Origin of the sequence: Luteibacter rhizovicinus, assembly GCF_004342265.1 — a bacterium.
In the GTDB taxonomy this organism is placed as follows: domain Bacteria; phylum Pseudomonadota; class Gammaproteobacteria; order Xanthomonadales; family Rhodanobacteraceae; genus Luteibacter; species Luteibacter rhizovicinus_B.
Genome location: NZ_SMCS01000002.1, coordinates 683,028 through 708,777 on the forward strand (window position 1 = coordinate 683,028; position 25,750 = coordinate 708,777).

At 63.9% G+C, this 25,750-nt stretch carries 27 protein-coding genes; 16 read left to right on the forward strand and 11 right to left on the reverse strand.

Annotated elements, in window-relative coordinates; genetic code table 11:
• Window positions 1–124: 124 nt before the first annotated feature.
• The 7 genes from EC912_RS07145 (at window position 125) to EC912_RS07175 (ending at window position 4,969) form a co-directional block, all read left to right on the forward strand.
• On the forward strand, window positions 125–328 hold the full coding sequence (locus EC912_RS07145) for a hypothetical protein (RefSeq protein WP_132142444.1): 204 nt from the start codon (window positions 125–127) through the stop codon (window positions 326–328).
• Between the two features lie 7 nt (window positions 329–335).
• On the forward strand, window positions 336–803 hold the full coding sequence (gene trmL, locus EC912_RS07150) for a tRNA (uridine(34)/cytosine(34)/5-carboxymethylaminomethyluridine(34)-2'-O)-methyltransferase TrmL (protein WP_132142445.1): 468 nt from the start codon (window positions 336–338) through the stop codon (window positions 801–803).
• Between the two features lie 98 nt (window positions 804–901).
• Entirely contained in the window at window positions 902–1,573 is a 672-nt protein-coding gene (locus EC912_RS07155) for a ubiquinone biosynthesis accessory factor UbiJ (RefSeq protein WP_132142446.1), read from the forward strand.
• Window positions 1,570–3,219 (forward strand): ubiquinone biosynthesis regulatory protein kinase UbiB, encoded by a 1,650-nt coding sequence (gene ubiB / locus EC912_RS07160; protein WP_132142447.1) that lies wholly within the window; start codon window positions 1,570–1,572, stop codon window positions 3,217–3,219. Before EC912_RS07155 ends, ubiB begins: the two co-directional genes overlap by 4 nt.
• A gap of 6 nt (window positions 3,220–3,225) precedes the next feature.
• On the forward strand, window positions 3,226–3,948 hold the full coding sequence (locus EC912_RS07165) for a pseudouridine synthase (RefSeq protein WP_132142448.1): 723 nt from the start codon (window positions 3,226–3,228) through the stop codon (window positions 3,946–3,948).
• Between the two features lie 14 nt (window positions 3,949–3,962).
• Window positions 3,963–4,385, forward strand: a complete 423-nt coding sequence (gene arfB / locus EC912_RS07170; protein WP_132142449.1) for an alternative ribosome rescue aminoacyl-tRNA hydrolase ArfB — start codon at window positions 3,963–3,965, stop codon at window positions 4,383–4,385.
• Entirely contained in the window at window positions 4,382–4,969 is a 588-nt protein-coding gene (locus tag EC912_RS07175; protein ID WP_132142450.1) for a 1-acyl-sn-glycerol-3-phosphate acyltransferase, read from the forward strand. The genes arfB and EC912_RS07175 overlap by 4 nt, the downstream gene beginning before the upstream one ends.
• A 101-nt stretch (window positions 4,970–5,070) precedes the next feature.
• Here EC912_RS07175 and EC912_RS07180 read toward each other — a convergent pair whose 3' ends face one another.
• Window positions 5,071–5,511: a hypothetical protein gene (locus EC912_RS07180; RefSeq protein WP_132142451.1), complete on the reverse strand. Its 441-nt coding sequence runs from the start codon at window positions 5,509–5,511 to the stop codon at window positions 5,071–5,073.
• Between the two features lie 242 nt (window positions 5,512–5,753).
• Between EC912_RS07180 and EC912_RS07185 the strand changes: the two genes are divergently transcribed.
• Window positions 5,754–6,215 carry a hypothetical protein gene (locus tag EC912_RS07185; protein WP_132142452.1) on the forward strand — a complete coding sequence of 154 codons (462 nt, stop codon included), beginning with the start codon at window positions 5,754–5,756 and terminating at the stop codon, window positions 6,213–6,215.
• Window positions 6,216–6,224: 9 nt separating this feature from the next.
• On the opposite strand, the gene EC912_RS07190 is transcribed toward EC912_RS07185, so the two are convergent.
• Window positions 6,225–7,256 (reverse strand): LysR family transcriptional regulator, encoded by a 1,032-nt coding sequence (locus EC912_RS07190; protein ID WP_132142453.1) that lies wholly within the window; start codon window positions 7,254–7,256, stop codon window positions 6,225–6,227.
• 134 nt (window positions 7,257–7,390) lie between these two features.
• On the opposite strand from EC912_RS07190, the gene aceB reads away from it, so the two are divergent.
• Both aceB and aceA read left to right on the forward strand, forming a co-directional pair.
• Window positions 7,391–8,992, forward strand: coding sequence for a malate synthase A (aceB, locus tag EC912_RS07195; protein ID WP_132142454.1), 1,602 nt, complete (start codon window positions 7,391–7,393; stop codon window positions 8,990–8,992).
• A 34-nt stretch (window positions 8,993–9,026) separates the two neighbouring features.
• Window positions 9,027–10,316 carry an isocitrate lyase gene (gene aceA / locus EC912_RS07200; protein WP_243649199.1) on the forward strand — a complete coding sequence of 430 codons (1,290 nt, stop codon included), beginning with the start codon at window positions 9,027–9,029 and terminating at the stop codon, window positions 10,314–10,316.
• A gap of 167 nt (window positions 10,317–10,483) precedes the next feature.
• Here aceA and EC912_RS07205 read toward each other — a convergent pair whose 3' ends face one another.
• The 3 genes from EC912_RS07205 to ubiK form a co-directional block, all read right to left on the reverse strand.
• Window positions 10,484–12,268, reverse strand: a complete 1,785-nt coding sequence (locus EC912_RS07205) for a cation:proton antiporter (RefSeq protein ID WP_132142456.1) — start codon at window positions 12,266–12,268, stop codon at window positions 10,484–10,486.
• Between the two features lie 226 nt (window positions 12,269–12,494).
• Window positions 12,495–13,994: a YifB family Mg chelatase-like AAA ATPase gene (locus tag EC912_RS07210; protein WP_132142457.1), complete on the reverse strand. Its 1,500-nt coding sequence runs from the start codon at window positions 13,992–13,994 to the stop codon at window positions 12,495–12,497.
• A 166-nt stretch (window positions 13,995–14,160) separates the two neighbouring features.
• Entirely contained in the window at window positions 14,161–14,418 is a 258-nt protein-coding gene (gene ubiK, locus EC912_RS07215) for a ubiquinone biosynthesis accessory factor UbiK (RefSeq protein ID WP_132142458.1), read from the reverse strand.
• A 193-nt stretch (window positions 14,419–14,611) separates the two neighbouring features.
• Here ubiK and glnK point away from each other — a divergent pair, with 193 nt between their 5' ends.
• Complete coding sequence (glnK, locus tag EC912_RS07220) at window positions 14,612–14,950, forward strand: P-II family nitrogen regulator (protein ID WP_132142459.1); 339 nt, start codon at window positions 14,612–14,614, stop codon at window positions 14,948–14,950.
• Between the two features lie 10 nt (window positions 14,951–14,960).
• On the opposite strand, the gene EC912_RS07225 is transcribed toward glnK, so the two are convergent.
• Window positions 14,961–15,488, reverse strand: a complete 528-nt coding sequence (locus EC912_RS07225) for a DUF1453 domain-containing protein (protein ID WP_132142460.1) — start codon at window positions 15,486–15,488, stop codon at window positions 14,961–14,963.
• Between the two features lie 104 nt (window positions 15,489–15,592).
• Window positions 15,593–16,321 carry a 2,3-diphosphoglycerate-dependent phosphoglycerate mutase gene (gene gpmA / locus EC912_RS07230; protein WP_132142461.1) on the reverse strand — a complete coding sequence of 243 codons (729 nt, stop codon included), beginning with the start codon at window positions 16,319–16,321 and terminating at the stop codon, window positions 15,593–15,595.
• A 143-nt stretch (window positions 16,322–16,464) separates the two neighbouring features.
• Here gpmA and EC912_RS07235 point away from each other — a divergent pair, with 143 nt between their 5' ends.
• Window positions 16,465–17,118 (forward strand): hypothetical protein, encoded by a 654-nt coding sequence (locus EC912_RS07235; protein WP_132142462.1) that lies wholly within the window; start codon window positions 16,465–16,467, stop codon window positions 17,116–17,118.
• Here the strand turns inward: EC912_RS07235 and hemF are convergent.
• Together hemF and EC912_RS07245 are read right to left on the reverse strand one after the other, a co-directional pair.
• Entirely contained in the window at window positions 17,115–18,017 is a 903-nt protein-coding gene (gene hemF, locus EC912_RS07240; protein WP_132142463.1) for an oxygen-dependent coproporphyrinogen oxidase, read from the reverse strand. The genes EC912_RS07235 and hemF overlap by 4 nt on opposite strands.
• 78 nt (window positions 18,018–18,095) lie before the next feature.
• Window positions 18,096–18,806 (reverse strand): YdcF family protein, encoded by a 711-nt coding sequence (locus EC912_RS07245; protein WP_132142464.1) that lies wholly within the window; start codon window positions 18,804–18,806, stop codon window positions 18,096–18,098.
• A gap of 153 nt (window positions 18,807–18,959) precedes the next feature.
• On the opposite strand from EC912_RS07245, the gene EC912_RS07250 reads away from it, so the two are divergent.
• From EC912_RS07250 to EC912_RS07265, 4 genes are read left to right on the forward strand one after another with little or no spacing between them, the layout of a single operon-like run.
• Complete coding sequence (locus EC912_RS07250) at window positions 18,960–20,162, forward strand: beta-ketoacyl-[acyl-carrier-protein] synthase family protein (RefSeq protein ID WP_207906776.1); 1,203 nt, start codon at window positions 18,960–18,962, stop codon at window positions 20,160–20,162.
• Complete coding sequence (locus EC912_RS07255; RefSeq protein WP_132142465.1) at window positions 20,159–20,959, forward strand: beta-ketoacyl synthase chain length factor; 801 nt, start codon at window positions 20,159–20,161, stop codon at window positions 20,957–20,959. The genes EC912_RS07250 and EC912_RS07255 overlap by 4 nt, the downstream gene beginning before the upstream one ends.
• Entirely contained in the window at window positions 20,956–21,714 is a 759-nt protein-coding gene (locus EC912_RS07260) for a glycosyltransferase family 2 protein (RefSeq protein ID WP_243649180.1), read from the forward strand. The genes EC912_RS07255 and EC912_RS07260 overlap by 4 nt, the downstream gene beginning before the upstream one ends.
• A 9-nt stretch (window positions 21,715–21,723) precedes the next feature.
• Window positions 21,724–23,007 carry a cation:proton antiporter gene (locus EC912_RS07265; RefSeq protein WP_243649181.1) on the forward strand — a complete coding sequence of 428 codons (1,284 nt, stop codon included), beginning with the start codon at window positions 21,724–21,726 and terminating at the stop codon, window positions 23,005–23,007.
• Here EC912_RS07265 and EC912_RS07270 read toward each other — a convergent pair.
• Both EC912_RS07270 and EC912_RS07275 read right to left on the reverse strand, forming a co-directional pair.
• Window positions 22,994–23,422, reverse strand: coding sequence for a phosphotransferase (locus EC912_RS07270; protein ID WP_132142468.1), 429 nt, complete (start codon window positions 23,420–23,422; stop codon window positions 22,994–22,996). The two genes, EC912_RS07265 and EC912_RS07270, sit on opposite strands and share 14 nt — an antisense overlap.
• Entirely contained in the window at window positions 23,406–25,724 is a 2,319-nt protein-coding gene (locus EC912_RS07275) for an MMPL family transporter (protein ID WP_132142469.1), read from the reverse strand. Before EC912_RS07275 ends, EC912_RS07270 begins: the two co-directional genes overlap by 17 nt.
• Window positions 25,725–25,750: the final 26 nt, after the last annotated feature.

A 25,750-nucleotide genomic window follows, 5' to 3' on the forward strand; every position in this document is an offset into this window, starting at 1 on the left:
GCCGATATGACAAACCTCATGCAAATCAGGTTATTGCGGGCTCTGACGAAGTGGCACGGCGTTTGCGTTACTAGTCATGCCGCAAAGGGCGGCTTCGTCGAAAACACGTCATAAGGACACGGTCATGAAATACGAAATGCTGATGCTTCGCGGTCTCTTCGTTGCCTCGCTGCTCGTCTCTGGGCTGATCCTCGGCAACATGCTCATTTCCCCCAGCGCCGTCGTGCAGCTGGCCGCCAATGGCAGCACGGGTACGGCCGTCAGCGCCGCCAAGACCGGCTGCGCCGTTCCGCCGGATGGCCTCATCTGCCCGCGTCTGGATTCATAATGCGCGAATGCTGAATGTCATCCTGTTCCGACCCGAAATACCGCCCAACACGGGCAACGTGATTCGCCTCTGCGCAAATACCGGTGCGGCATTGCACCTTGTGCGACCGCTTGGCTTCGAGCTGGACGACAGCCGCCTGCGCCGCGCCGGTCTGGATTACCACGAATACGCGAGCGTCGCGGTGCACGACGACCTCGAAACCTGTCTCGCCGCGCTGGAACAGCCCCGCGTATTCGCGTTCTCCACGCGCGGCCGGACGGCCCATACGGACGCACGCTTTGCTCAGGGCGACGCCCTGCTGTTCGGCTGCGAAACGGCCGGTCTGCCCGACGCGGTGCTCGATGCGCTCCCCGAGACGCAACGCCTGCGCCTGCCGATGCGGCCGGGTAGCCGCAGCCTCAATCTATCCAACACCGTTGCCATTGCCGTTTTCGAGGCGTGGCGCCAGTTCGGCTTCGAGGGTGCGGCGGGCTAGGGATGCTCTGAACAAGTTTACGTAGCGGTGACGTCTACGCAAACTTGTTCAGAGCATCCCTAACCCATCGGGTACGGCGCCCACGCTACAATCGGGCGATGACTCCTTCCCGTCCCACGGCCGACGCCGGCCCCCATCGGTTTCTACCCCGGCCGTTGCGCGTGCTTGCGGGCCGCGCGCTCGAAGCGGCGCTGAATCGTGCCGTCGATCTCGATATCGAAACGCGCCAGCGCCTCGACGCGCTGGATGGCCGAAGCATTCAGGTACATCTGCGCGGCCCGGAACTGGCCTTGCGCATTGCCGTCGAGAAAGGCCGCCTGCGTGTCGGACCAGCCGAGGAAGGCGGCGGCAATCTGCGCGTCACCGCATCGCCCGGCAGTTTGCTGGCCATGGCCATGCGCCGCGACGAGGACGGCGTGTCGCCGGGCTCCGTCGACATTTCCGGCGACGCCGAACTGGCACGCCGGCTGGAGCGCCTGGCTCGCCAGTACGCACCGGACGTCGAAGAAGCTTTCGCCCGCACATTCGGCGATGTCATTGGCGTCCCGCTGGCCCGCGCGCTGCGCGAGGCGCTGGCACACGCCCGCACCTCCGCCGCACATCTGACGGAAGACGGCGCCGACTGGCTGCGCGACGAAGGCCGCGTCGCCGTCGCTCCCGGCGAGATGGACGGATTCCTCGATGGTGTCGACACCGTGCGCGAACGCGCCGAACGACTCGAAGCGCGGCTGGCCCGACTGGACCGCACCGTGAAAGGAAACCGCGCATGACGCCGCTGCGTCTGGCGCCGCGCCTTCTGCGCGTCGCCGCCATCCTGCTTCGCTATCAGCTCGACGATCTTGTCGATGGCGCGCATCTGTTTCGCCCGCTGAAAATTGTCCGCGCATTCCTGCCGCGCCCCTCCGCCGATGTGCGGGCCCTCCCCCGCGGCGCACGACTTCGGCTCGCGCTGAACGAGCTGGGCCCCATCTTCGTCAAGGCCGGACAGGTGCTGTCGACCCGTCGGGATCTCGTGCCCGCGGATGTCGCGGACGAGCTGGCCCTTTTGCAGGATCAGGTACCTCCCTTCCCCGGCACCGAGGCACGGGCGATCGTCGAACGCGAACTGGGCGCATCGGTCGACACACTGTTCGCCAGCTTCGACGAGACCGCACTCGCATCCGCATCCATCGCACAGGTGCATGCCGCGACGTTGCGTGACGGTCGCGAAGCCGTCGTCAAAGTGCTGCGTCCGGGTATCGACCAGCGCATCGCGCGCGACGTCGACCTGTTACATGCATTGGGAACGCTGGCGCAGCGCTGGCATCCCAACGCAGACAAAATCCGCCCGCTGGACGTCGTGGCCGAAGTGGAGAAGATGCTCTCCAACGAACTCGACCTGCAACGCGAAGGCGCCAGCGCAAGCCTGCTTCGCCGCAACTTCGCTACCGGCGTCGACCTGTACGTTCCGGAGATCTTCTGGGACTTCAGTACCGAGCGCGTACTCACGCTGGAACGCGTACACGGCGTCAGCGCCGACGATGTCGCCGCCATCGAAGCGGCGGGCATCGATCGCAAACGTCTCGCCGAGAAGGGCGTACGCCTGTTCTACGAACAGGTATTCCGCGACAACTTCTTCCATGCCGACGCGCACCCGGGGAATATCTGGGTCGATACCGCGCGCGTGGACGAACCGCGTTTCATCGCGCTCGACTTCGGCATCATGGGATCGCTTCCCGAAGCCGATCAGTACTGGCTGGCCGAAAACTTCATCGCTCTGTTCGAGCGCGACTACGCGCGTATCGCGCAGTTACACGTTGCCGCGGGCTGGATGCCGGGCACCGTGCGTATCGACGAACTCGAAGCGGCGGTACGCACGGTGTGCGAACCGTATTTCACGCGTCCGCTGTCGCAGATATCCATCGCGGAACTGGTCGTCAAGCTGTTCCAGACGGCCCGACGTTTCGAGCTGACGCTGCAACCTCAGCTGATCCTGCTGCAGAAGACCCTGCTGAATATCGAAGGCGTCGGCCGTATGCTCGATCCGGAGATCGACATCTGGGCCGTGGCGCATCCGGTGCTGAAACGCATCCTGCGCGAACGCTACAGCCCGCGCGCAACACTGCGCGAGTTCCGTCGCCGCGCGCCCGAATGGTTGCATATGGCGCCGCAGATACCCGAGCTGGTGCGGGATGCACTGCGACGTGTCGCCAGTGGCGAGAAGCGCGAAGTCGCCGACCCGGTCGCGCTTGCCGCGGCGCGCGACGATGCAAGGCAGACGCGCCGGTTGCTGGCTTTTACCATGCTCGGCAGCGCCCTGCTGATTTGCGCCGCGCTGTTCGCCACGCTGCTTCCGCACGGCTTCTGGCCTGCGGTTACCGCCGGTGTCGCCGGTACGCTCGCGTTCGTCGCGGGCTGGCCGCGCGGCACGCGCTAACCACCCATGCTGGAAATCCTCTTTCAGGACGACGACATCGTCGCCGTCAACAAACCCGCGAACCTCGCCGTGCACCGGTCGAAGTTCGTCGGCCCCGATGACGCGTTCCTTATCGATATGCTTCGCGAGCAGATCGATGGGCGGGTACACCTTGCCCATCGCCTCGACCGCGCCACATCGGGCGTGCTGCTGATTGCACGCTCGCCGGAAGTGGCGGCGGCGCTCGGCGAGCAGTTCATGGGCCGGACGGTACGCAAGCGCTACATCGCCGTCGCACGCGGCTGGCCCGAACCCGCCGAAGGCACGATCGACTACCCGCTGCCCGGTTCGCGCGACACCGGCCCGCGGCGCGAGGCGTCAACCAACTACCGGCAACTGGCGACGACCGAAGTCGAAATCGCACTCGGGCGCTACGAACGGCAGCGCTATTCGCTACTGCTGGCCGAGCCGAAAACCGGCCGATTCCGGCAGATCCGCAAACATTTCGCGCATATCCACCATCCCCTGATCGGCGATAGCCAGCATGGACGCGGCGACCATAACCGCCTTTTCAAGCAGTACTTTTCATCGCATCGCCTGCTGCTGCACGCACTGCGACTGGATATCACCCATCCGGTCAGCGGGCAGCCCCTGGCGATCGAGGCGGGGCTGGACGATACGTGGCACCGCATTCTCGAGCGTTTCCAGTGGGGCGAGGCGCTGACATCCGCGCTCCACGACGACTGCTAGAATCGCCACCCATCATGCTAATCGTTACCCGGTCCATCGCCATTCCCGAATCCGAGCTCGTCGAGCGCTTCATGCGCGCGGACGGTCCCGGCGGGCAGCATGTGAACCGGACGGAGAGCGCCGTCGAGCTTCGCTTCGACGTCGCATCGTCGCCTTCGATATCGGATGAGTTACGCGAACGCCTGCTAGCGCGCCGCGACCGCCGCATGACGGACGCCGGCGTACTCGTCATCCAGGCCCGCCGCTTCCGCGATCAGGCACGCAATCGCGACGATGCGCGAGACCGCCTTATCGACGTCATTCGCGAAGCGACCGTCGTTCAGAAGAAGCGTGTGGCCACCAAACCCACGCGCGCCTCGAAGGAGCGCCGCCTCGTCGGCAAGCAGAAGCGCGGCAACATCAAGAGTACGCGCAGCAAGGATTGGGGCCGCGAATGAGCGAATTGCCCGACTATCCGCCGCCGCTCGCGCCTGCGTTACCGGATTCGCTCTGGAAGCGGTTCTGTCGCTGGGCCATTGCTCGCAGCGGCTGGCGTCTTGTAGGTCAGTTGCCCAACCTCTCCAAGGTCGTGGTCATCGGCGCGCCGCATTCGTCCAACTGGGATGGCGTCTGGGGCCTTCTCATCAAGTCGGGCATCGGCGTCGATCTCGGCGTCATGATCAAACGCGAAGCGCTCAATGGACCCTTCGGTCCCATCGTGCGTCGCCTTGGCATGGTGCCGATCGACCGCAAGGCCGCCACCGACGTCGTCGGCCAGATGATCGAACGCTTCAACTCCCGCGAACGCATGTGGCTTGGCATCGCACCCGAAGGCACGCGCAAACACGTGCAGCACTGGAAATCCGGTTTCCTGCGTATCGCCCGCGGCGCCAACGTCCCCATCCAGCCGATCTTCATCGACTATCCCAGCAAGACCTTCACACTGGGACCGCTGTTCCATCCGACCGACAGCGTCGAAACCGACATGATCGCCATCCGTGCGATGTTTGCGCCGTATCGTGGGAAGCATCGCGGGGCGTGAGGCGACGACGAATTCCGTCTCATTGCATGCTTCTCTATAGAAAGAACAAAGGCGCGCTGCCTTCCGGTAGCGCGCCTTTGTTCTGTACGTGCTTAAAGTACTCAACCGATTCCGTAGTTGTAGACGACAACATATTCGCCTGTTCGTGTCCAGGCGTTATAAGCAAGAATACGATACGTACCGCCGTCGACGGACGGAAGATATGTATTGGTGCCGGTGCTCCCGCTGTCTGCGATGGTCGTCCAGCCGCCATTCGTCAGCCGCTGGAATCGGAAATGCATCGAGCTACCGGATATTCGTACGTTCACGAACCCGGTGCAGCTTGTGGTCCATCGAAATGCCTCCCGTTCCTCTCGGTCGCTCAACGTACCCGAAGCCTGTCCGTCCCGGATACGAAATGGACAGTCGCGCGCCGTGGAACCGGATCGCTCCACATCGATAGCGACCGCCATCGGCTCCACAGTTCCATTTGACTTCGCCCCAACTGCGCCGGCCATAGACATGGCAATCAACCCCATCATCATGCTTTCTACAATCTTCATGATCTCTCCCTGGAATGCGCGTCAATGCGCCAGACGAACATAGCTCACGATTTCGTGAAAAAGATCGTCGGGGCAACGGAAAGTCGTTGTACCTACACGTCGAGTTTAGGAAGGCGAAGCGGAAAGAGCGCAGCGGACCAACAGCCCATCTTTCGCCGACATATCGAGGGGTAGATCGCGGATCGCGCGCGGAAACTATTCGACGCACGCTGATGCTCGGACCACCGCATCGGATTCTGCCAATGGATATGCCCCCGGTTTCCACGCCCTCCTACGATTCAAAAGGCTATAAGTACCTCAAGGTCGAGTCCAGCGAACGCGGCTACGTCGACAATCCCCTCGAATGCACTTCCGCAACCGAATCTCTCTCATCAATGTCGGAAGACACAAAGAACCTCCTTCGCAATGTGAATCTCCAGAGCATTCGACCAAAGGAGCTTGCCAAAATCATTGGCAGGCTCTATGACGAGGGACACATATCAGATAGAGCATCTAGTACGTTCTTCGTACTTCCCGCTGATGGAAACGACCCAATCGACGCCGTCGCTTTCATGGCTGCGGAAGCCAGAAAGTGGAATCTGGATAAATCCGAGTACGGACCAAACACCGCCCGCTATTACGCGCGCGCTTCCGAAGCAGCGACAAGGCTGCAAGATGTCATTGATGTTTTGAGGTCCGAATCGCGCCTCGATGTCGTCGCCTGACATGCATCGTCAACGCTCCGAATGCCCCGACTCATCGTAGTCGCGATGCGTCAACAATCCAGGCCTGATCAAATCGATGAACGCACGCGCCTCCGGACTCAGGAACTTGCCCTTGCGCATCACAACGCCGTAACTGCGTTGCGGGAAGTACTGCCGCATGTTGCGCACGACAAGTCGCTCGCGATCCGCGTCGGTGATGCAGATGCCCGTAACGATGGAGATACCGAGCCCCATAGCGACGTATTGCTTGATGACATCCCAGCCGCCGACCTCGATTGCGACGGTGTACGGCACGTGGCGCTGCTGGAAAACCATGTCGACGAGGCGATACGTCGTCAGGCGCTGCGGCGGAAGGATCAGGCCGTAAGGTGAGAGGTCTTCCAGGCGTAAGTCGGTACGTTTTGCCAGCGGATGATCGGGCGGCATGATCAGCATCGGGTCGTAATGCTGGAACGGCGCCCAGGCTATGTCGTTGGGTACATCGATCATCGATCCGATCGCGATATCGGCTTCGTCGGCGCGCAACAGAGCCAGGCCGTCCTTTCCGGTGACGTTCGCGAGCTGGAGTTGCACCGTCGGAAAGCGCTCCCGGTAGGCCTTGACCAGTTCTGGGAGCAGGTACTGGATGGTCGAAGACCCCGCTGCGACGGTCAGGCGCCCGGTCTGGGTGCCGCGTGTTTTCGCGAGGAAGTTCTTATCGAGAGTCTCCCAGCCTTCGACAAGGGGACGCGCCATTTCGTAAAGCGTCTCGCCCGCATCGGTAAGAGTGATGCGTCGACGGGTTCGCTCCAGAAGTGGCAGGCCAAGCTCTCGCTCCAGCGCCTTCAATTGAAGGCTGATGGATGGCTGGGACAGGAACAGGGCCTCCGCGGCTCGCGTCAAGGTGCCGAGGCGAACCGTGTAAACGAAGGCGCGAAGCTGCTTGAGCCGGTTGCCCTTGTAGTAGAAACGGGCGACATCGCCTTCGCCAGCTGACTGACTACCGGTGCGCTTCGCTGGCGCTTTTCGAGCTTTTACAGAGCCAGTCAGCTTTCTAACCATGACCATTTTCCATTTAAATCATGATGATAGATATAACATTAGTATTGTTAATGTTATGAATTGAAACATTTTCTTTGTCAACATGACATCCGAACGCCTAGCTTGCAATCACGACTTACGTGGAGAGCAACGCCATGGCTGTACCCAAGGACGTCATCGACCTGACCTCCGGCATCGAGGTATCAGGCACCGTTTCGGTGAACTATGCCGACGTGCTGACGCCCGCCGCGCTGGCATTCGTCGCCGCTCTGCACCGCCGTTTCAATGGTCGCCGTCTCGAGCTCCTCGCCGGGCGCGTGATCCGGCAGGCCGCTTACGACGCTGGTGAGTTACCGGACTTCCGCGCGGACACGGCGGCTATCCGAGAGGACAACTGGACTGTGGCGCCGATCCCGGCAGCACTACGGGACCGTCGCGTGGAAATCACCGGCCCAGTCGAACGCAAGATGATCATCAACGCGCTCAACTCGGGTGCGAAGGTATTCATGGCCGACTTCGAGGACTCCAGCGCCCCGACCTGGACCAACCAGATCGACGGCCAACGCAACCTGCGCGACGCCATCGACGGTTCGATCGAGTACACCAGTCCCGAGGGCAAGCAGTACCGCATCGGCGTCGACCCCGCTGTCCTCGTTATCCGACCGCGTGGATGGCACTTGCCCGAACGCCACGTCACGGTCGACGGGGAAACACTGGCCGGTGCATTGCTCGACTTCGGCCTGTTCGCGTTCCACAACGCCGCAAGACTGCATGCCGACGATCTTGGACCGTTTTTCTATCTGCCCAAGTTGCAAAGCATGGAAGAAGCGGCGCTGTGGGAAGAGGTGATGTCGTTCGCGGAGAATCAGCTGAGCCTGCCGCGCGGCACCATGAAAGCAACGGTGCTGATCGAAACGCTGCCCGCCGTTTTCCAGATGGATGAAATCCTGCATGCGCTTCGTCGCCGCATCGTCGGGCTGAACTGCGGGCGCTGGGACTACATTTTTTCCTATCTGAAAACGTTCCGCGCACACGCCGATCGCCTGCTGCCGGAGCGCGGCCAGGTGGTGATGACGGTGCCTTTCCTGAAGGCGTATTCGGAATTGCTGATCCGAACCTGCCATCGTCGTGGCGCCTTTGCCATGGGCGGCATGGCCGCACAGATTCCCATTCGCGGCGACGACGCGGCGAACGAAGCCGCCATGGAAAAAGTGCGCGCCGACAAACTGCGTGAAGTTACCGCCGGCCATGACGGTACATGGGTGGCGCATCCCGCGCTGGTCCCCATCGCGAAAGCGATTTTCGATGCGCACATGCCTGCACAAAACCAATTGCACGTGTTGCGCGACGACGTGAATCCATCGCGCGACCAGCTGATCGCCCCGGCGACTGGCACCGTGACGCGGGCGGGCTTCGACAACAATGTCGAAGTCTGCCTTCGCTACACCGCCGCGTGGCTCGACGGCCTGGGCTGCGTACCCATCCATAACCTGATGGAGGATGCGGCCACCGCCGAGATCGCACGCGCACAGCTATGGCAGTGGCTGCATCACGGACCGATCGAATTCAGCGATCACGCGCCCATCGACTTCGCACTTTTCGACCACGCACTCGCCACGCATGCGCGCCGGCTGCGCGAGAGCCAGTTCCCCGGTCACGACCGTGCCGACGAAGCCGCCGCATTGATCTCGACCCTGACCCACGCAGACGAACTGCGCGACTTCCTCACCCTGCCCGCCTACGACCAGCTCGCCTGATCGCCACGACATATCCACTCTTGAACGGAGATCCATCATGAAGACGCAGACCGCCGAACAGATCAAGCTGGAATGGAAGAATAACGACCGTTGGAACGGTGTCGAACGCCCGTATACCGCCGAAGACGTCACGCGTCTGCGCGGTACGGTGCAGGTCGAGTACACGCTTGCCCGCCGTGGCGCCGAACGCCTGTGGCGCTCGCTGCACGAGCAGCCCTACGTCAACGCGCTGGGCGCCCTGACCGGCAACCAGGCGATGCAGCAGGTCAAGGCCGGGCTGCAGGCGATTTATCTGTCTGGCTGGCAGGTCGCCGCCGACGCGAACACGGCGGGCACCATGTATCCCGACCAGTCGCTGTACCCCGTGGACTCGGTGCCGAACGTCGTGCGCAAGATCAACAAGACGTTGCTGCGCGCCGACCAGATTCATCATGCGGAAGGTAAGGACGGAACGGACTGGCTCGTGCCGATCGTCGCCGACGCGGAGGCGGGTTTCGGTGGCGTCCTCAATGCGTACGAGCTGATGGCGCACATGATCGAATCCGGCGCGGCGGGCGTGCACTTCGAGGATCAACTGGCCAGTGCCAAGAAGTGCGGGCATATGGGCGGCAAGGTGCTGGTGCCGACGCAGGAAGCGGTGCAGAAGCTCATCGCGGCACGTCTCGCCGCCGACGTAGCCGGCGTGCCGACGCTGATCGTCGCACGCACCGATGCCATGGGCGCGGGCCTGGTCACATCGGATATCGACGACCACGACAAGCCGTTCCTGACGGGCAAGCGCACGGTGGAAGGTTTCTACGAAGTCAGGGAAGGTATCGAGCAGGCCATCAGCCGCGGCCTGGCCTATGCACCCTATGCGGACCTGATCTGGTGCGAAACGTCGACGCCGGACCTGGAGCAGGCACGCCGGTTCGCCGAAGCCATCCGCACGAAGTTCCCGGGCAAGATGCTGGCTTACAACTGCTCGCCGAGCTTCAACTGGAAAAAGAATCTCGACGAGAAGACGATTGCCAGCTTCCAGAAGGAACTCGGCGCCATGGGTTATGCGTTCCAGTTCATCACGCTGGCCGGCTTCCATGCGCTGAATTACTCGATGTTCGATCTCGCCCGTGGCTACAAGGATCGCCAGATGGCCGCCTATGTGGAATTGCAGGAGGCGGAGTTCGCCGCCGAGAAGCATGGCTATACCGCCGCAAAGCATCAACGCGAAGTCGGTACGGGTTACTTCGATCAGGTGAACCAGGTCATCGCCGGCTCGCTGAGCTCGCTGTCGGCACTGAGTGGCTCGACGGAAGAAGAGCAGTTCCACGCGTCGGCGGCGTGAGGGATAAGGGCATCGCAAACGATGCCCTTATTTTGCAGGAGCCCGCCTGCGGGCGAAAGCCAATGGAGCGAGGAAGACGGATGCTCACCTCCGCGAGCCTGGTCTTCTGGCTGCGGATGTCACGCACATCTTCTCCGCTCCGTTGGCTTTCGCCCGCAAGCGGGCTCCTACAGCGGCGGGACCAGTGCTATGACGGTCCAGCCCGGGCGCGGCTCCAGCTCGTGCTTGCCCGATGCAATGCGCAGCGTGCCCTTTTCCTCGACGCCAAACAGCATGACCGTCCGCGAACCGTACTGCTCGATGAAATGCGGCCAATCGAACGTTTCGGTCAGGCGCGTCGATTTTATCCGCCAGCCGTCGCGCAGCATTTCGGCGAAGCGCGTATGCGTCATGTCTTCGTCGAACAACGCGGTCGCGAGCAAACTACCCGCGAGCGACGCGCGATCGTGACTTTCCGCTGGCGACAGATTGCGCAGGCGATAGACCTTGTCCCGCCCGAATGCTTCGCGGTAATGCACGCTGACCAGCGAATTCAGTTCGCGATGCGTGGACATCGCCAGAAGATTTCCCACGCCGGTCAGATCGAGTTTGCGATCCGCGGCCTGCGATGCCGGATTGCCGAAGAACGTATTCAATCCTTCCATACGCGCGAGACGTATGCCGTTCCAGTCATAGTCGGCGACCACGACGCGAAGATCCTCGACCTGAGCCAGCGCACGCGCGATTTCCAGCGCGACCGCGTCGGAACCGAAGATCAGTACACCGCGCGGTTCGGGCTCGGCGACACGCAGCCATTGCGCCAGCGGTCGCGCCGTGGCGCTCTGGAATACCACGGTGCCGATGATCAACAGGAAGACCAGCGGTACGAGCCGATCCGCCCCCGCCATGCCGATCTTTTCCAGACGCAACGCGAACAGCGCCGACACGGACGCGGCGACGATGCCGCGCGGAGCGACCCATGCGATAAGCGCGCGCTCCCTCCAGTTGAGTCCACTGCCCACACTGGACACCAGCACGGATAGCGGACGTATCGCGAGCTGCGCGACGACGAAGATGGCGATACCGGACACCAGCGCGCCGGGAGGCAATGGCCAGCCCAGCCGGGCCGCGAGCATGATGAAAAGCGTCGAAACGAGCAGCGTCGTCAGATGCTCTTTGAAGTCCATGATGTCGTCGACATGGACGCCACGCATGTTTCCCAGCGCGATGCCCATGATCGTGACAGCCAGCAGACCCGACTCATGCGCCAGCGCGTTGGATGCGCCGAATGCCGCCAGCACGGCAGCCAGCGTGCCGTAATTCTGCAGATACTCTGGAATGCTCTGCCGACGCAGAAGCCGCCCCAGTACAAAGGCCGCGATAGTGCCGATGATGGCACCGCACGCGATGGTCCCGAGGAATACCTGGATGGAATGACCTTCCCGCCGGGAAACAATGGCTTCGTACACCAGTACGGCGAACAGCGCGCCGACAGGATCGATGACGATGCCTTCCCAGCGCAGCACATTGGCAATGCGCGCATTGGGCCGCACGGTGCGCAGCATGGGAGCGATAACGGTGGGACCGGTAACGCAGGTCAGCGCGCCGAACAGCAGCGACAGCTCCCAGCTCAGACCTCCGATCCAGTGCGCCGCGGCGGCCAACAGCAACAGGGCGAGCACCGCGCCATAGGACACCAGTCCACGCACGGCATTGCCGATGCCGGCCAACTCGCCGAAACGCAGCGTCAGGCTGCCTTCGAACAGAATGATCGCCACAGCCAGGGAGACCACAGGGAACAGCAGATCGCCCATCAGCCGATCCGGCTGAAGCAGGCCGGTTACCGGGCCCAGCACAATGCCCGCGACAAGCAGGAAAAGAATGGCCGGCAAACGAAGACGCCACGCCAGCCACTGGCAGAGAAAGCCCACCACGAGCATCGCGGTCAGGACCAATCCGATTTCGAGCCCCATGCAGCATTCATCCTTTGCTTGCGGAGCGCCGGCCCACAGGTCGACGCAAAGCGAAGGATAGTAAGCACCCTTTCGTGAAGAAAGGCCGAGCCCGGTATCGAAGCGGGGGAGGGAGGGGATCCGATACCGGGGCGGCCATGGGAGTTCATTAAAGAACTGCCCGGTACAGGATTATCCGCGCGCCCCGGACATTCGTCAACTCACCAGTACATAAAATATATTTCACCTAGCCACGGCGATACATCAGCGCCTCGGCGAGATGGCTTTTCTCCACACAACCGGACCCGCCTTCCAGATCCGCGATGGTGCGCGATACCCGTAGGATGCGGTGATAGGCACGCGCGGAGCAGCCGAGCTGCTCCAGCGCCTTTTCGAACCAGTGGCGCTCGGCGGGAGGCAACGCGCAGTCGCGCTCCAGATTGACGACGCTGAGGTCGGCATTGGGCTGCCCGGCACGAAGCAACGCCTTTTCGCGGGCACGAACGACGCGCGCCCGTACGGTAGTCGTATCGTCGTCGCCCTTACCCGGCGGCGACGTGAGATCGGACAGGGGCACGCGAGGTACGTCCACGCGCATGTCGATACGATCCATCAGCGGACCGGATATCCGGGAGCGATAACGCAGTATCTGGTCGGGAGTGCAGCGACAGGTCTCCCGGGTGTCGCCTGCATAACCGCACGGACAGGGATTCATCGCGGCGACCAGCTGGAACTGGGCGGGAAACGAACACTGCCGGGCGGCCCGGGAGATGACGATTTCGCCCGATTCGAGCGGCTCGCGCAGGACCTCGAGGACATGCCTGCTGAATTCGGGCAATTCGTCCAGGAACAGCACGCCGTTGTGCGCCAACGAAATTTCGCCCGGCCGCGGCAACGATCCGCCACCGACGAGTGCAACGCCCGACGCGGTGTGATGCGGCGCGCGGAACGGACGGCGGCGCCATAGCGCGGGATCGACGGTGTCGCCATTCAACGATCGCAGGGCGCAGCTTTCCAGCGCATCGGACTCCGTCATCGGCGGCATGATGCCCGGCAGGCGCTCGGCGAGCATCGTCTTGCCGGTACCGGGGGGACCCATGAGCAACAGGTGATGTCCGCCGGCTGCGGCGATTTCCAGAGCGCGCCGCGCCTGCCACTGTCCGCGCACATCGCGCATGTCGGGGCCGGTATAGGGTGGATCGTCCAGTTCGGAGTTGGCCGGCGCCGAAAGTTCGGCGGTACCGCGCAGCCAGGCACAGACCTCGGCAAGGCTGCCCGCCAGAAGGATATCCGCAGGGCCGAGCAGCGCCGCCTCGGCGGCATTGGCGCGCGGCACGACGACGCGACGCCCGCGTGCCCGCGCGCGCAACAGCGCGGGAAGAATGCCGGGTACGGGCCGGAGCTCGCCGGACAGCGCCAGCTCGCCGAGGAATTCGCAGTCGTCGAGACGCTCGCGTGGAATCTGCGAGGCAGCCGCCAGAATGCCGAGGGCGATGGCCAGATCGAACCGTCCACCGTCCTTGGGTAGTTCGGCGGGCGCGAGATTCACCGTCACGCGACGGTTGGGATATTCGAAAGCGGTGTTCTGGATGGCGACACGAACGCGATCCCGGGCTTCGCGAACCGCCGCTTCCGGCAAGCCTACGATCGAGGTACTCGGGAGACCGCCCGACAAATGCACCTCGACGACGACCTGTGGCGCGGAGACGCCTTGCTGGGCACGCGTCAGGGTGACCGCGAGGCTCATCGAGCGGGGAAAATACAGGTTGGCGCGCGCTGAAGCCGCGTCACGGCCTGACCGAGCTTCGATCTGGCTCGCATACGCACTCCTTGCGTCGTTTGAAAAATAACCGCCCCCGACCGCTCTCGGGGTGAGGGTGACGAATCGGGGGCGGCTCCCGGGAGGTGGCGGGCTATTGCCCGCGAGCGGCAACGCTGACTTCTAGGTCGGCGATGCGCTGTTCCAACTGTTCGAGCTTCTCGCGTGTCCGGGCCAGTACCTGGCTCTGGACGTCGAATTCTTCTCTGGTTACGAGATCGAGGCGGCGTAATCCCTGCGCCAGAATATCTTTGAAGTTGGCGTGCAAATCCTCACGCGCCTGTGCCAACCCTGGCGGCACCAACGACGCCAACCGCTGCGCGAGCTGGTCGATACCCTGCACATCCATCATTGCGCACCCCGATGTCGTGAATGAGAGTCTAGAAGAGCTGTAGAAAGTCGCCATAGGCGCTCGCCACTACGTAGTGTAGGGTTTTTCCTACAAAGAAGCCGTCAAGCCCCCCGCCCGGGACGCCGCGACGCGCCAATGGCACAATGGTCCGTCAGGGCGCAGGCATGTGGCCGCGCCAGCAGGGAGTAAGGCAATGAAGCTCGTGGTGGCCATCATCAAGCCGTTCAAGCTCGACGACGTGCGCGAGGCGCTGGCCGAGGTCGGCGTTCAGGGCGTGACCGTCACGGAAGTGAAGGGTTTCGGCCGCCAGAAGGGCCATACGGAGCTATACCGCGGCGCCGAGTACGTCGTGGACTTCCTGCCCAAGATCAAGCTGGAAGTAGCTGTCGCGGACGACATGCTGGAGCGCGTGACCGAGGCAATCTCCCAGGCGGCACGCACGGGCAAGATCGGCGACGGCAAGATCTTCGTGAGTTCGCTCGAGCAGGTCATCCGCATTCGCACCGGCGAGCTGGACAACGACGCGCTCTGAGCGCGTCCGTTCAGGCCAGGTCGGCCGCGAGCCGGCGATTCTGCCGGTGGCGCAGCAAAAGGCCGCTGTAGTACGCGACGTAATAGCCAATGGTCAGGCCGATCACCAGCATCGTCAGCGGACTGTTCCCCGGCGCGGGTCCATTGACCTGCGCCACGTGCTCACCGCCCGCGAAAACCGGGGCGAGCACTGTGAATCGCCATACCAGCCGCCCGATCAGCAATACCGACAATGCGCCGCCAATCCAGGGATTGGGGATATAGCTGTCCCCGTCCGGGCCCGATTCGAAACGGGTCAGGCGCAGTCCGAACCAGGCAAGCATGCCGCCCAGCGCCAGACCGCCCAGCGCGCCTTCGGCAAGCCGGATGTCCTGCAGACCGGAAAGCATCATCAGGCATGCAATGACCGCGAAAATGGCCACGCGGGCGATCATCCGCTTCCTCCGGATCGGCTGCCGGCCGAAATGGCTGCGCAGGCGGCGATAGATACCGAAGGCAATCAGCGGCGCGACGATGAACGGAATGTAGTTCGGGGCCATGACGACGGACTCGGAGGCGGGGTGTGAGCGGATATTAGGCGTATGCGCCACCAGCCACGATTGCGGCCCGCCATGCATCGCGGGTGACGGATGTCATGCCGGCATTACTTTGCCTTGCCCTGGTTCGCCACCGCGGCCATCTTCGCCGCGATCTCGGCCTGATCGCCCAGGTAGTAATGCTTCACGGGCTTCATGTCGGCGTCGAATTCGTAAACGAGCGGGATGCCGTTCGGGATGTTCAGCTCGGTGATGTCGTCGTCGGAAATTCCGTCGAGGAATTTGACCAGGGCGCGCATCGAGTTGCCATGGGCAGCCATCAGTACGTTGTTTCCGGCGCGAATCGCGGGCGCCAGTACGTCGTGCCAGTACGGCAGCACGCGCTCGACGGTGTCCTTCAGGCATTCGGTCAGCGGCACCGGAATGTTCGCGTAGCGCGCATCGGGCGCGCTATCGGCGGTGGCCTGGGCCGGCGGGGGGATGTCGTAGCTGCGGCGCCAGACTTTCACCTGGTCGTCGCCGAATTTCGTGGCGGTCTCGGCCTTGTTCAGGCCGGTAAGCGCGCCATAGTGGCGTTCGTTGAGGCGCCAGTCGGTCACGACGGGGATCCACATCAGATCCATGACGTCCTGAACGTGCCAGAGGGTGCGCACCGCGCGCTTCAGGTACGAGGTATGCGCCACGTCGAAGGTGAAGCCCGCCTCCTTCAGCAGGCGACCCGCCTCTTTGGCCTCGGCGACGCCCTGCTCGCTGAGATCGACATCGGCCCAGCCGCTGAAGCGGTTTTCGAGGTTCCAGGTCGACTGACCGTGGCGAATCATCACGAGTTTGTACATGGCGTTGGCGTCGATCGGCGAAAACGACGATGGTGAAACCTGGCTCCGCCGCCGTCAACACGGGCCCATGCCGAAGGTCACGCTAAACGAAGCGCGCGGTTGGGGCATCCTAAGATGACTTTCCACCCTCGCGGAGTCGCTGCATGCGCCGTCAACTGCTTTCCCTCGTTATTGCCCTGTCCTTCGCCGGCGCAGCCGTCGCCTCGGACACCGAAAAGGTCAACGGCGCCGTCCGCATTCCCGCCGGACAGCATGTCGAAGACGTCAGCACCGTCAATGGAGCGGTCGAAATCGGAGCTGGCGCCACTGCGCAGAAAGCCAGCACCGTCAACGGTTCGATCACGATCGGCGACAACGCCAGCGCCCGCGAACTCGAAACGGTGAACGGCGCGATCACGCTGGGCACGAAGGCACAGATCGCCAGTACCGTCGAAGCCGTCAATGGCGGCATCCGCCTTGCTCAGGGTGCCGACGTAAAAGGCAAGACATCCAACGTCAACGGCTCGATCGTGCTCGACGCGGCGCATGTCGGCGGCGGTATCGAAACCGTCGCTGGCGACATCGACGTGGGCGCCAACTCGCGCGTCGAAGGCGGCATCCTCGTGAAAAAGCCTGGCGGCTGGTTCAACTTCAATTCGTCCCACAACCGCCCGCCGCGGATCGTGATTGGCCCGAACGCCATCGTGCAGGGCACGCTGCAGTTCGATCGCGAGGTCGAACTGTATGTCAGCGACAAGGCCACCGTCGGTGCCATCAAGGGTGCCACGCCGGCGAAGTTCTCCGGCGCGACGCCTTAAACCCAGTCGCGCGGCTTGAGGTACTCGTCGAGCCGCGCTTCAGGACTGCCAACCTCCGGCGTATAGGCGTATTCGAAACGTACGCGCGGAGGCAGGCTCATGAGAATGGACTCCGTGCGCCCGCCCGATTGCAGGCCAAACAGCGTGCCGCGGTCGTAAACGAGATTGAATTCGACGTACCGCCCGCGACGATAGAGCTGGAATTCGCGCTCGCGTTCGCCATATGGCGTGTCCTTGCGGCGGTCGACGATCGGCAGATAGCCGTCCAGAAGGCCTTGCCCGACATCGCGCGTGAACGACAGGCAGCGCTCGAAACCGCCTTCGTTGAGATCGTCGTAGAACAGGCCGCCCACACCGCGCGTTTCGCCGCGATGTTTCAGGTAGAAATACTCGTCGCACCAGCGCTTGTAGCGAGCATAGACATCGTCGCCGTACGGCGCGCACAGGTCGCGCGCCACGGTATGCCAGTGCTTTATGTCTTCGTCGACGGGATAGAACGGCGTCAGGTCGAAGCCGCCGCCGAACCACCATACGGTATCGACACCCTCCTTCGAGGCTTCGAAGTAGCGGACATTCGCATGCGTGGTCGGTATGTGCGGATTGCGTGGATGCAACACCAACGACACGCCCGTGGCGACGAAGCTCCCGCCCACCAGATCGGGGCGGTGTGCCGTGGCGCTGGGTGGCAACGGGGAACCGTGAACGCGCGAGAAGTTCACACCCGCCTGTTCGAAGATCGCCCCGTTACGCAGCACGCGCGTGCGGCCGCCGCCGCCCGCCGGACGCGTCCAGGCGTCTTCCTCGAAACGCGCCGAGCCGTCGATTTTCTCGATGGCAGCGCAGATACGGTCCTGTAGCTCCCGAAGGAACGAGGCGGCAACGTCGGCTTGTTCTGACATGTCTTCGATTCGCAGGCGATAAATACCGGTCAAGCTTATCAAGCTGGCGAACGACGTCGCTGCGGCAGGCGGTCGCGCCTAGGAAATCCGCTCTACCATCCGCCGGTTGCCGATCAGCACCGCCCAACGCAACCCTATGTCGGTCCACATGATGTATCCCGCTTCAGCGGCGATACGGACCACGTAGCGAAGCGAGCGCGGCAGGCGCGGCTCGGCGGCGACCGGCGTGGCGTCGAAGCCCAGGCGGCGGGCCAGCAGCAGGCAACGGGCCAGGTGATAGCGACTGGTCACCAGCGCGACAGCCGGAAGCGCACCCCCGGCGTCCACCTGATCGCGCAGCATGCTGCGTGCGTGGCGCAGGTTCTCGAGGGAATCGATCGAAGCCTGTTCGAGTTCCAGCGGCACGTTTCCGGGCCAGCCCTGTGCGAGAAGCCAGCGCTGCCCCGCTTCGGCCTCGGACACCACGCCACCGCTAAGTCCGCCGAGCAAAAGCACCTGCTCCGCATTCCCCGCGCTGGCGTTATCCAGCCCGCGGCCGAGACGTGCGCGGTAATCGGCCTCGGGCTCGTCGGCGACGAGACGCCGCCCGAATACCAGGATGACCATGCGTCGCGGCGGCACCAGCGGACTACGTGCGGCCAGATGCCAGACGTGCGCGAGATAACCCACGTAAACGAGGCCGCAACTGGCGACGACGGCGAGGATCGTGACGAAACCGGCGTGGAGAATGTCGCGATCCGAAAGATATCGCCATACGCCGCGTCGGAAGGGAGTGAGTAAGCGAGTCATCGGCAGGGCTGTGGACGAACCGAAGGGAGTCTGCGCACTCCCGCCGCGATGCGCAATCGAACAGACCGCTTCCCGGGCAGACATCATGACGCGCGCGTAAACCGGTTCGGAGCATCTCTAGGCAATCCAGAGAGCGCCCGCTAGGCTCACGACATGCCACATCCCATCTCTCCCCTCGCCATTCGCGCGTTCACGGCGACGTCCGCGCTCGGCCGCGGTCTGGACGCCCATGCGCAAGCACTGGCCGCCGGACGCGGCGGCCTTACGCGTAACGACTTCAGCTCCGCCCCGCTCGATTGCTGGATCGGTCGCGTTCCCGGCCTCGAGGACGAACCCGTGCCGGAGGCGTTTGTTTCCCTGGATTGCCGCAACAACCGGCTTGCCTGGGCCGGTCTTCGCCAGGATGGCTTCGTCGGGCACGTACTCGCCGCGCGCGAGCGGTACGGCGCCTCGCGCGTCGCGGTGTTGATGGGCACCTCCACGGCCAGCATCGGCGCGACGGAAGAAGGCTATCGCCGGCTCGACGACGGCCACCTGCCACCCGAACTGGCGTTTCCCGCATTGCATACGCCCCATTCGCTGGCGAACTTTGTCGCGTCGCTGTTCGACCTGGAAGGCCCCTGCATGACCGTGGCGACGGCCTGCTCGTCCAGCGCCAAGGTATTCGCCAGCGCCGAGCGGATGATCCGTCTTGGCCTGGTGGACGCGGCCGTCGTCGGCGGCGTCGATACGCTCTGCGACAGCGTGCTTTTCGGCTTCAATTCGCTGGAGCTCGTGTCGCCCGAACCCTGCCGCCCCTTCGATGCCGGCCGCCGGGGCATTTCCATCGGCGAAGCCGCCGGATTCGCCCTGCTCGAAAGGCTTGAGGCCGCGCCCGACGCGCCACGGCTCGTTGGCTATGGCGAGTCCAGCGACGCCCACCACATGTCGACGCCCCATCCAGAGGGTCTGGGTGCCGAACTCGCCCTGCGCGACGCGCTGGCGCGTGCCGGGCTCGCGCCAGCGGATATCGACTACATCAATCTGCACGGCACGGCGAGCATGAAGAACGACGAAGTCGAAGCGGCTCTCATCACGAGGACCTTCCCGGCGACGACGCGCGCCAGTTCGACGAAGGGATTTACCGGCCACACGCTTGGCGCCGCAGGCATGCTCGAAGCGGCGATCACGCTGCTGGCGATGCGTGAAGGCCGGGTGCCCGGCAACATCAATGCCGAAGCACCGGACCCGAACTGCGGCCCGCAGATGGCATGGTCCGCCGAAAAGCGCGACGTACGCATCGCGCTCAGCAATTCGTTCGGATTCGGAGGCAACAACGCCTGCCTCGCCTTCGCGGCAGCGGAGCGTCTGGCATGAGTCCGGCACTCACGGTATGGGTCCGCGGTATCGGTCTGTGGGCACCCGGCATGGCCGACTGGACAACCTTTCGTGCCATCGTCCGCAACGAGGCATCGCCCGGCGAAGTCACCCGTCCGGTTGCCGACACCTTGCCCGCGAACGAGAGACGTCGTGCACCGGAAAGCGTCCTGCTCGCCGCGGCCGCCGCTGGCCAGGCGGTCGCCATGAGCGGACTGTCCGCGGCCGATCTCGCCTGCGTATTCGCCTCCGGGCACGGCGATCAGACCATTACGGATTACATGTGCGCCACGCTGGCATCGGCGCCGGCGGAGCTGTCGCCGATCCGGTTCCACAACTCGGTACACAACGCACCGGTGGGTTACTGGACCATCGCCACGCACTGCCACGCGGCCTCGAGCGCGGTGTCCGCCGCCACGTACAGTTTCGGCGCGGGACTACTCGAGGCCGCGATGCTGGCCGTCGCGGACGAGCGCGATGTCCTTTTCGCCGCCTACGACATCGCCGGCACGGGTCCACTTCGCGAGATGACCGCCTGCACGGGCGCGTTCGCCGCCAGTCTCGTATTATCGCCCCACCCGCATCAGGGTGCCGCGCGCATCGACCTCACATTGGTTCCCGGCAACATCCGGGACGCATCGCTGGGCGATGCGCGCATGGATGGCCTGGCGCACAGCAATCCAACGGGTGCGGGACTACGGCTGATGGAAGCGCTCGCGCAAGAACAATCGCTGGCGTTGCGCGTCGCGACAGCCGATAGTCTCGACGTACATCTCGATGTGGAGGCATGCCGGTGAGCGACGCAACAGCGCGCATATGCGTGTTGATTCCCTGCCTGAACGAAGAGAAAGCCATCCGTGGCGTCATCGAATCGACACTCGCACTGGGCATGCCCGTGATCGTGGTGGACGACGGCTCAGACGACCGGACGCCGGATATCGTGTCCGGACTGCCTGTGACGCTGCTGCGTCACTCCACGCGACAGGGCAAGGGCGAAGCACTGCGCACGGGCTTTCGCGAGGTCCTGAAACAGGGTTTCGATGCCGTAGTCACGATGGACGGCGACGGCCAGCACCTTGCATCCGATATCCCGCGCATTCTGGCCGCCAGCGAAAAACATCCCGGAAGCATCGTTATCGGCGCGCGCCTTCTGGAGCGCGACCAGCAACCGAAAGGCCGCCGCCGGGCGAATGCCGTGGCCGACTGGGGTATTTCCTGGGCGTGCGCCCAACCGGTGGCCGATACCCAGAGCGGACAGCGTCTCTATCCCCGCGTCGCGTTATCGCTTGTCGACCTTCCCGCGGAGCACTTCGTTTTCGAGGCCGCACTGCTGATCGCCGCCTCGCGCGAACTCGACGTGGGCGTCGTATCCGTTCCCATCGCGTCGCGCTACCAGGGCGAATTCCGGCTGAGCCATTTCAGCCCCGTGCGCGACGTGACCCGCATAACGGTCTACACCGTTCGCCGTGTATTCCACTATGGCGACGTGATGGCCAGCTACCGCCGCTCGCGTGCGCATACGCCCACCATCGTGGATACGCTCCCGATCTAGGAGATGCCCGTGGGCCCAGCCCTGTTGCTCGTGCAGCTGGTGGCGATCCTCCTCACGGCGCGCGCACTGGCATGGGTGCTGCGCTGGCTCGGACAGCCGCCGGTGATCGGCGAAATGATCGCGGGCATCGCGCTGGGGCCGCTGTTGTTCGGCGCCATCGCACCGGAAGCCCAGGCCGCGCTGTTCGCGAAACCCAGCCTCGCGGCGCTGCAGAGTCTGAGTACGCTCGGCCTGGTGCTCTTCATGTTCGTGGTGGGTGTCGAACTGCGCATGCCGGGTGGTGCCCGGCGCCAGCTGACGGCCGCCACCAAGGTCGGCGTTCTCGCCGTGGTCCTGCCGATGCTGCTGGGCATCGCGGTCGCTCCGGCGCTGTATCCACGCTTTGCACCGCCCGGCGTCGCCTTCTGGCCATTCGCCCTGTTCATTGCCACGGCGGGCGCCATCACCGCACTTCCGGTCATGGCCCGCATCCTGAAAGAACGGCAACTCGCGCACACCGGACCCGCGCGGCTCGCCCTGGCATCGGCGGCCGTCGCGGACGCGCTGGCATGGGTCGCGCTGGCCATGGTCGTGGCCCTCGTCTCCGTGCACGGCGACTGGATGCCGTTCTGGCGGACGCTGGGCGGCATGATCGCGCTGACCGCGCTGTGCTTCGGCGTATTTCGCCCAATGGCGGCACGCATGCTCGCTCGTTACGCCGCGGATAGCCGTCCGCACGGCAACATGCTGTTCGTCCTGCTCATGGGTGCGCTTGCCTGTGCGGCGGCTACCGAATGGCTGAACCTGCATGCGGTATTTGGTGCATTTCTTTTCGGCGCATGTCTGCCGCGCGACGATCGTCTGCTCGACACCATCGTCGAACGCATCGAGCACGTGACGGTACTCCTTCTGCTGCCGGTGTTCTTCGCGCTTGCGGGACTCAACACCAGCGCGGATGCATTCACCGGTGGCGCAGGCTACGCATTGCTGATCATTCTTGCGTTCGCCATCGCCGGCAAGGTGCTGGGCGGCATGGCCGGCGCGCGCCTGGCAGGTCAGGGTTGGCGCGATGCGTTCGCGGTGGGTTCGCTGATGAACGCGCGCGGCCTCATGGAACTGATCGTCATACGCGTCGGCCTCGATGCCGGAGTCATCGGCAAGGAGATGTTCACCATGCTACTGATCATGGCGATCGTCACCACCATCATGACGACGCCGATGCTGGTGTTCTTCATGCGCCGGCGCCCCGCGGAAGCACAGGCGACGCGCCGGCAGGAGCGTATCGCCGGTTCTTCGGATCTTACGGGTGAATGACGGCCGCGCGGCCCGAAGCGACGACGACGCCATCGTGCTCGATACGAAACGTATATTGCGCACCGGAATCGTCGGCATACAGGCATTCGGCATGGATATCGAGTGCACCCTCCAGGGTGTCCACGCGCTCGACCGCGAGGTCGACGCCGCGCAGGCTTACCAGCATGCCCGGCCGCGCCGCGCCGCCGCCAGCCGCACGCGCGCGCAATGCGCCATGCACCGCCATCGCCTGTGCGCCGTACTCCGACAGGTGCACCGCGTGCAGCCCGTGGTCGCCGCGCAGCGGATGCGAGGGCATCGTGTGATTCGTGCTGCGTGCATGGATCGTGCGTTCGTCCCATGCAAGCACGACATCCAGCAGGCACATATCGCCCGCATGCGGCACGAGGTGCATCCAGTCAGTCTTGTCGAGCATGTGGCGCCATCAGAATCGAAAGACAGAAATGGAATGCTACGCCGAGACTAACCGTCAGACCGATCGCGCGAAGCACCGGTATGGACGACCAGCCGAGCATGCCGAATACCAGCAACGCCGAAACGACACAAACGACCGTGGCGTGCAGCGTACGCCGCTGCTCGGCGGGATCGTCCGTGTCGCGCTCGAAGAACAACGCGTAATGCAGGCCGAGTCCGGCGGCGAGAATCAACGCGACCAGATGGAACAGCGACAACGGAATACCGGCCGCGCGTTCGACGGCAAGGACGAGGAACGTCGCGAGCGTCATCGGCGCAAGGACATGCCACGCCCGTCGCACGCTGCGCAACGCCAGCGTGATCGTCACCAGCAGCAGCGCCGTGGCGGCGAGCAGTGCATGGAGGATGCGCGTGCGATATTCGACGACCAGCGATTCGGAGGCCTCTTTCAGGTCCAGCAGGCGCACGTTTCCACCGAAGTCGGCGCCCAACGCCGCGACGGCGTCCGGATCGCGCACGCCGCTCAACGTGCCGAGCCCGATCCAGTGATCCCCACGCTGCACGAGCATGGCGGCAAGTCTCTGACCCAGCGGCGACCGGACGAATGCCTGCGGCGTAAGCGGCAGCGCCGTACGCGCCATTTCCACATCGTGCCGGAACGGAGCGAACAGGTCTTTGCGAAACGGCATGCCTTCCAGTGCACTCTCAAGAGACGCGTCGAGCGCATCCGGGGCCGGAAGCTTCGCCTGCCGGGCACGCTGTACCGCTTGGCTCGGCAGGTAGATCGACGGCAGCTCGAAGGCATCCAGCGCCTTCTTTGCAACCAATGCGCGCATGCGTGGTTCGACGGACTGCGACACAGCAAGCACGTCGTCGGCCGTCGCCCCCTCCACGATCAGCAGGTAACGGACATCGGGAGCACCGAGTTCGCCGCGCAGCCGCGCATCGGTCGCCAATAAGTCCCGCGGCAGTGGCGTCAGGGCGGACAGGTCGTTCTGCCAGAAGGGACCGGGCGCGAAAACCAGCATCAGCACCGCCACGAGAGCCACCGGCACGGGCAGCCAGCGCGGACGCGGCAGCCTATCGAGGAAGTTGCGAAACGCCGCGAGACCCGGCGTGCTCTCGACATCGCGGACGTTGTCCGGCAAAAGCCAGGGCAGCGCATAGCGCGTCGTGAGCCCGGCGGCGAGCAGACCCGTAATGGTAAAGACGGCAAGTTGTTTCAGGCCACCCACGCCCGATGCATAGAAAGCGAGATAGGCAATGCAGGCCGATGCGATCGCGGTCAGCAACAAGGGCCAGAGACCGCGCACGCTTTCGATGGCGGTTTCGCCAGCGCGGCGATGACTCAGAAGACGAATGGGATATTCCTGCGCGACGCCCAGCAAAGTAAACCCGAAGGCGAGCGTGATGCCGTGGACCTCGGAGAATGCGAGCGTCATCACCGCAATGCCCGCGAGCGCACCGCTGACGACGGGCAACGCGCCGAGGAGCAGGCTACGCACACTGCGATAAGCGGCCAGCATGAGTACGATGAAACCGATCGTCGAAATGCGTCCGATCCAGTCGGCCTCGCTACGTGTCTGCGCGTTCACCACAACGCTGAAGTAACCGGGGCCGCTCAGGGTCAGATGCGCTCCGGCACTATCGGGCAACGCGGCGAAAGCGGCACGTATCCGATCGATCGCTTCTCCTTGCGCCCCCGGATCGAACCCGGCGGCGCGCGTCTGCACGAGCAGCAATGCTTCGCCCCGGGAAGAGAACCAGACACCATCGCGCACTTCCGGCGAATGCGCCGGCGTCCACTGCTCCGCAAGCTTCAGGACTTCCAGCGTCGGATCGCGTGGCAGCAGCCCCTTGAGCAACGTGGCTGCGGGAGACCCCAGATCGTCGAGGCGTTGTTCGAGCTGATCGGCGAGATAGTCGCGATCGAACGATGCGGTATCGAGCGTCGGCGAGAGCAGATACCGGTAAGGCAACAGCTGATCGTCGAGCATGCCGAGATCGAAATCGCCGTTGATCGTCTGCGAGAAGGCGCTGTCGGACCGCAGTTTCGCACTCAGGCCGCGACTCAGCGCGGCGAGTTTCTCATCGCTCGCACCATCGATCGCGACAAGCAGCAGGCGCGAACCGGGGCCCTCGCCCACCTGCTCCATAAGCAGCTTCTGATCCGGCGTGGTCGGCGCGGGCATGAAGCTGCGCAGGTCCGTACTGACTACAAGCCGCTGCGCGATGAGCAGGCCCAGGCCGGCCAACGCCAGCAGCCAGCAGATCAACAACGCGATGCGTGCGCCGCGGCGCATTCAGCGCATCGTCCGGCGGAGATAGG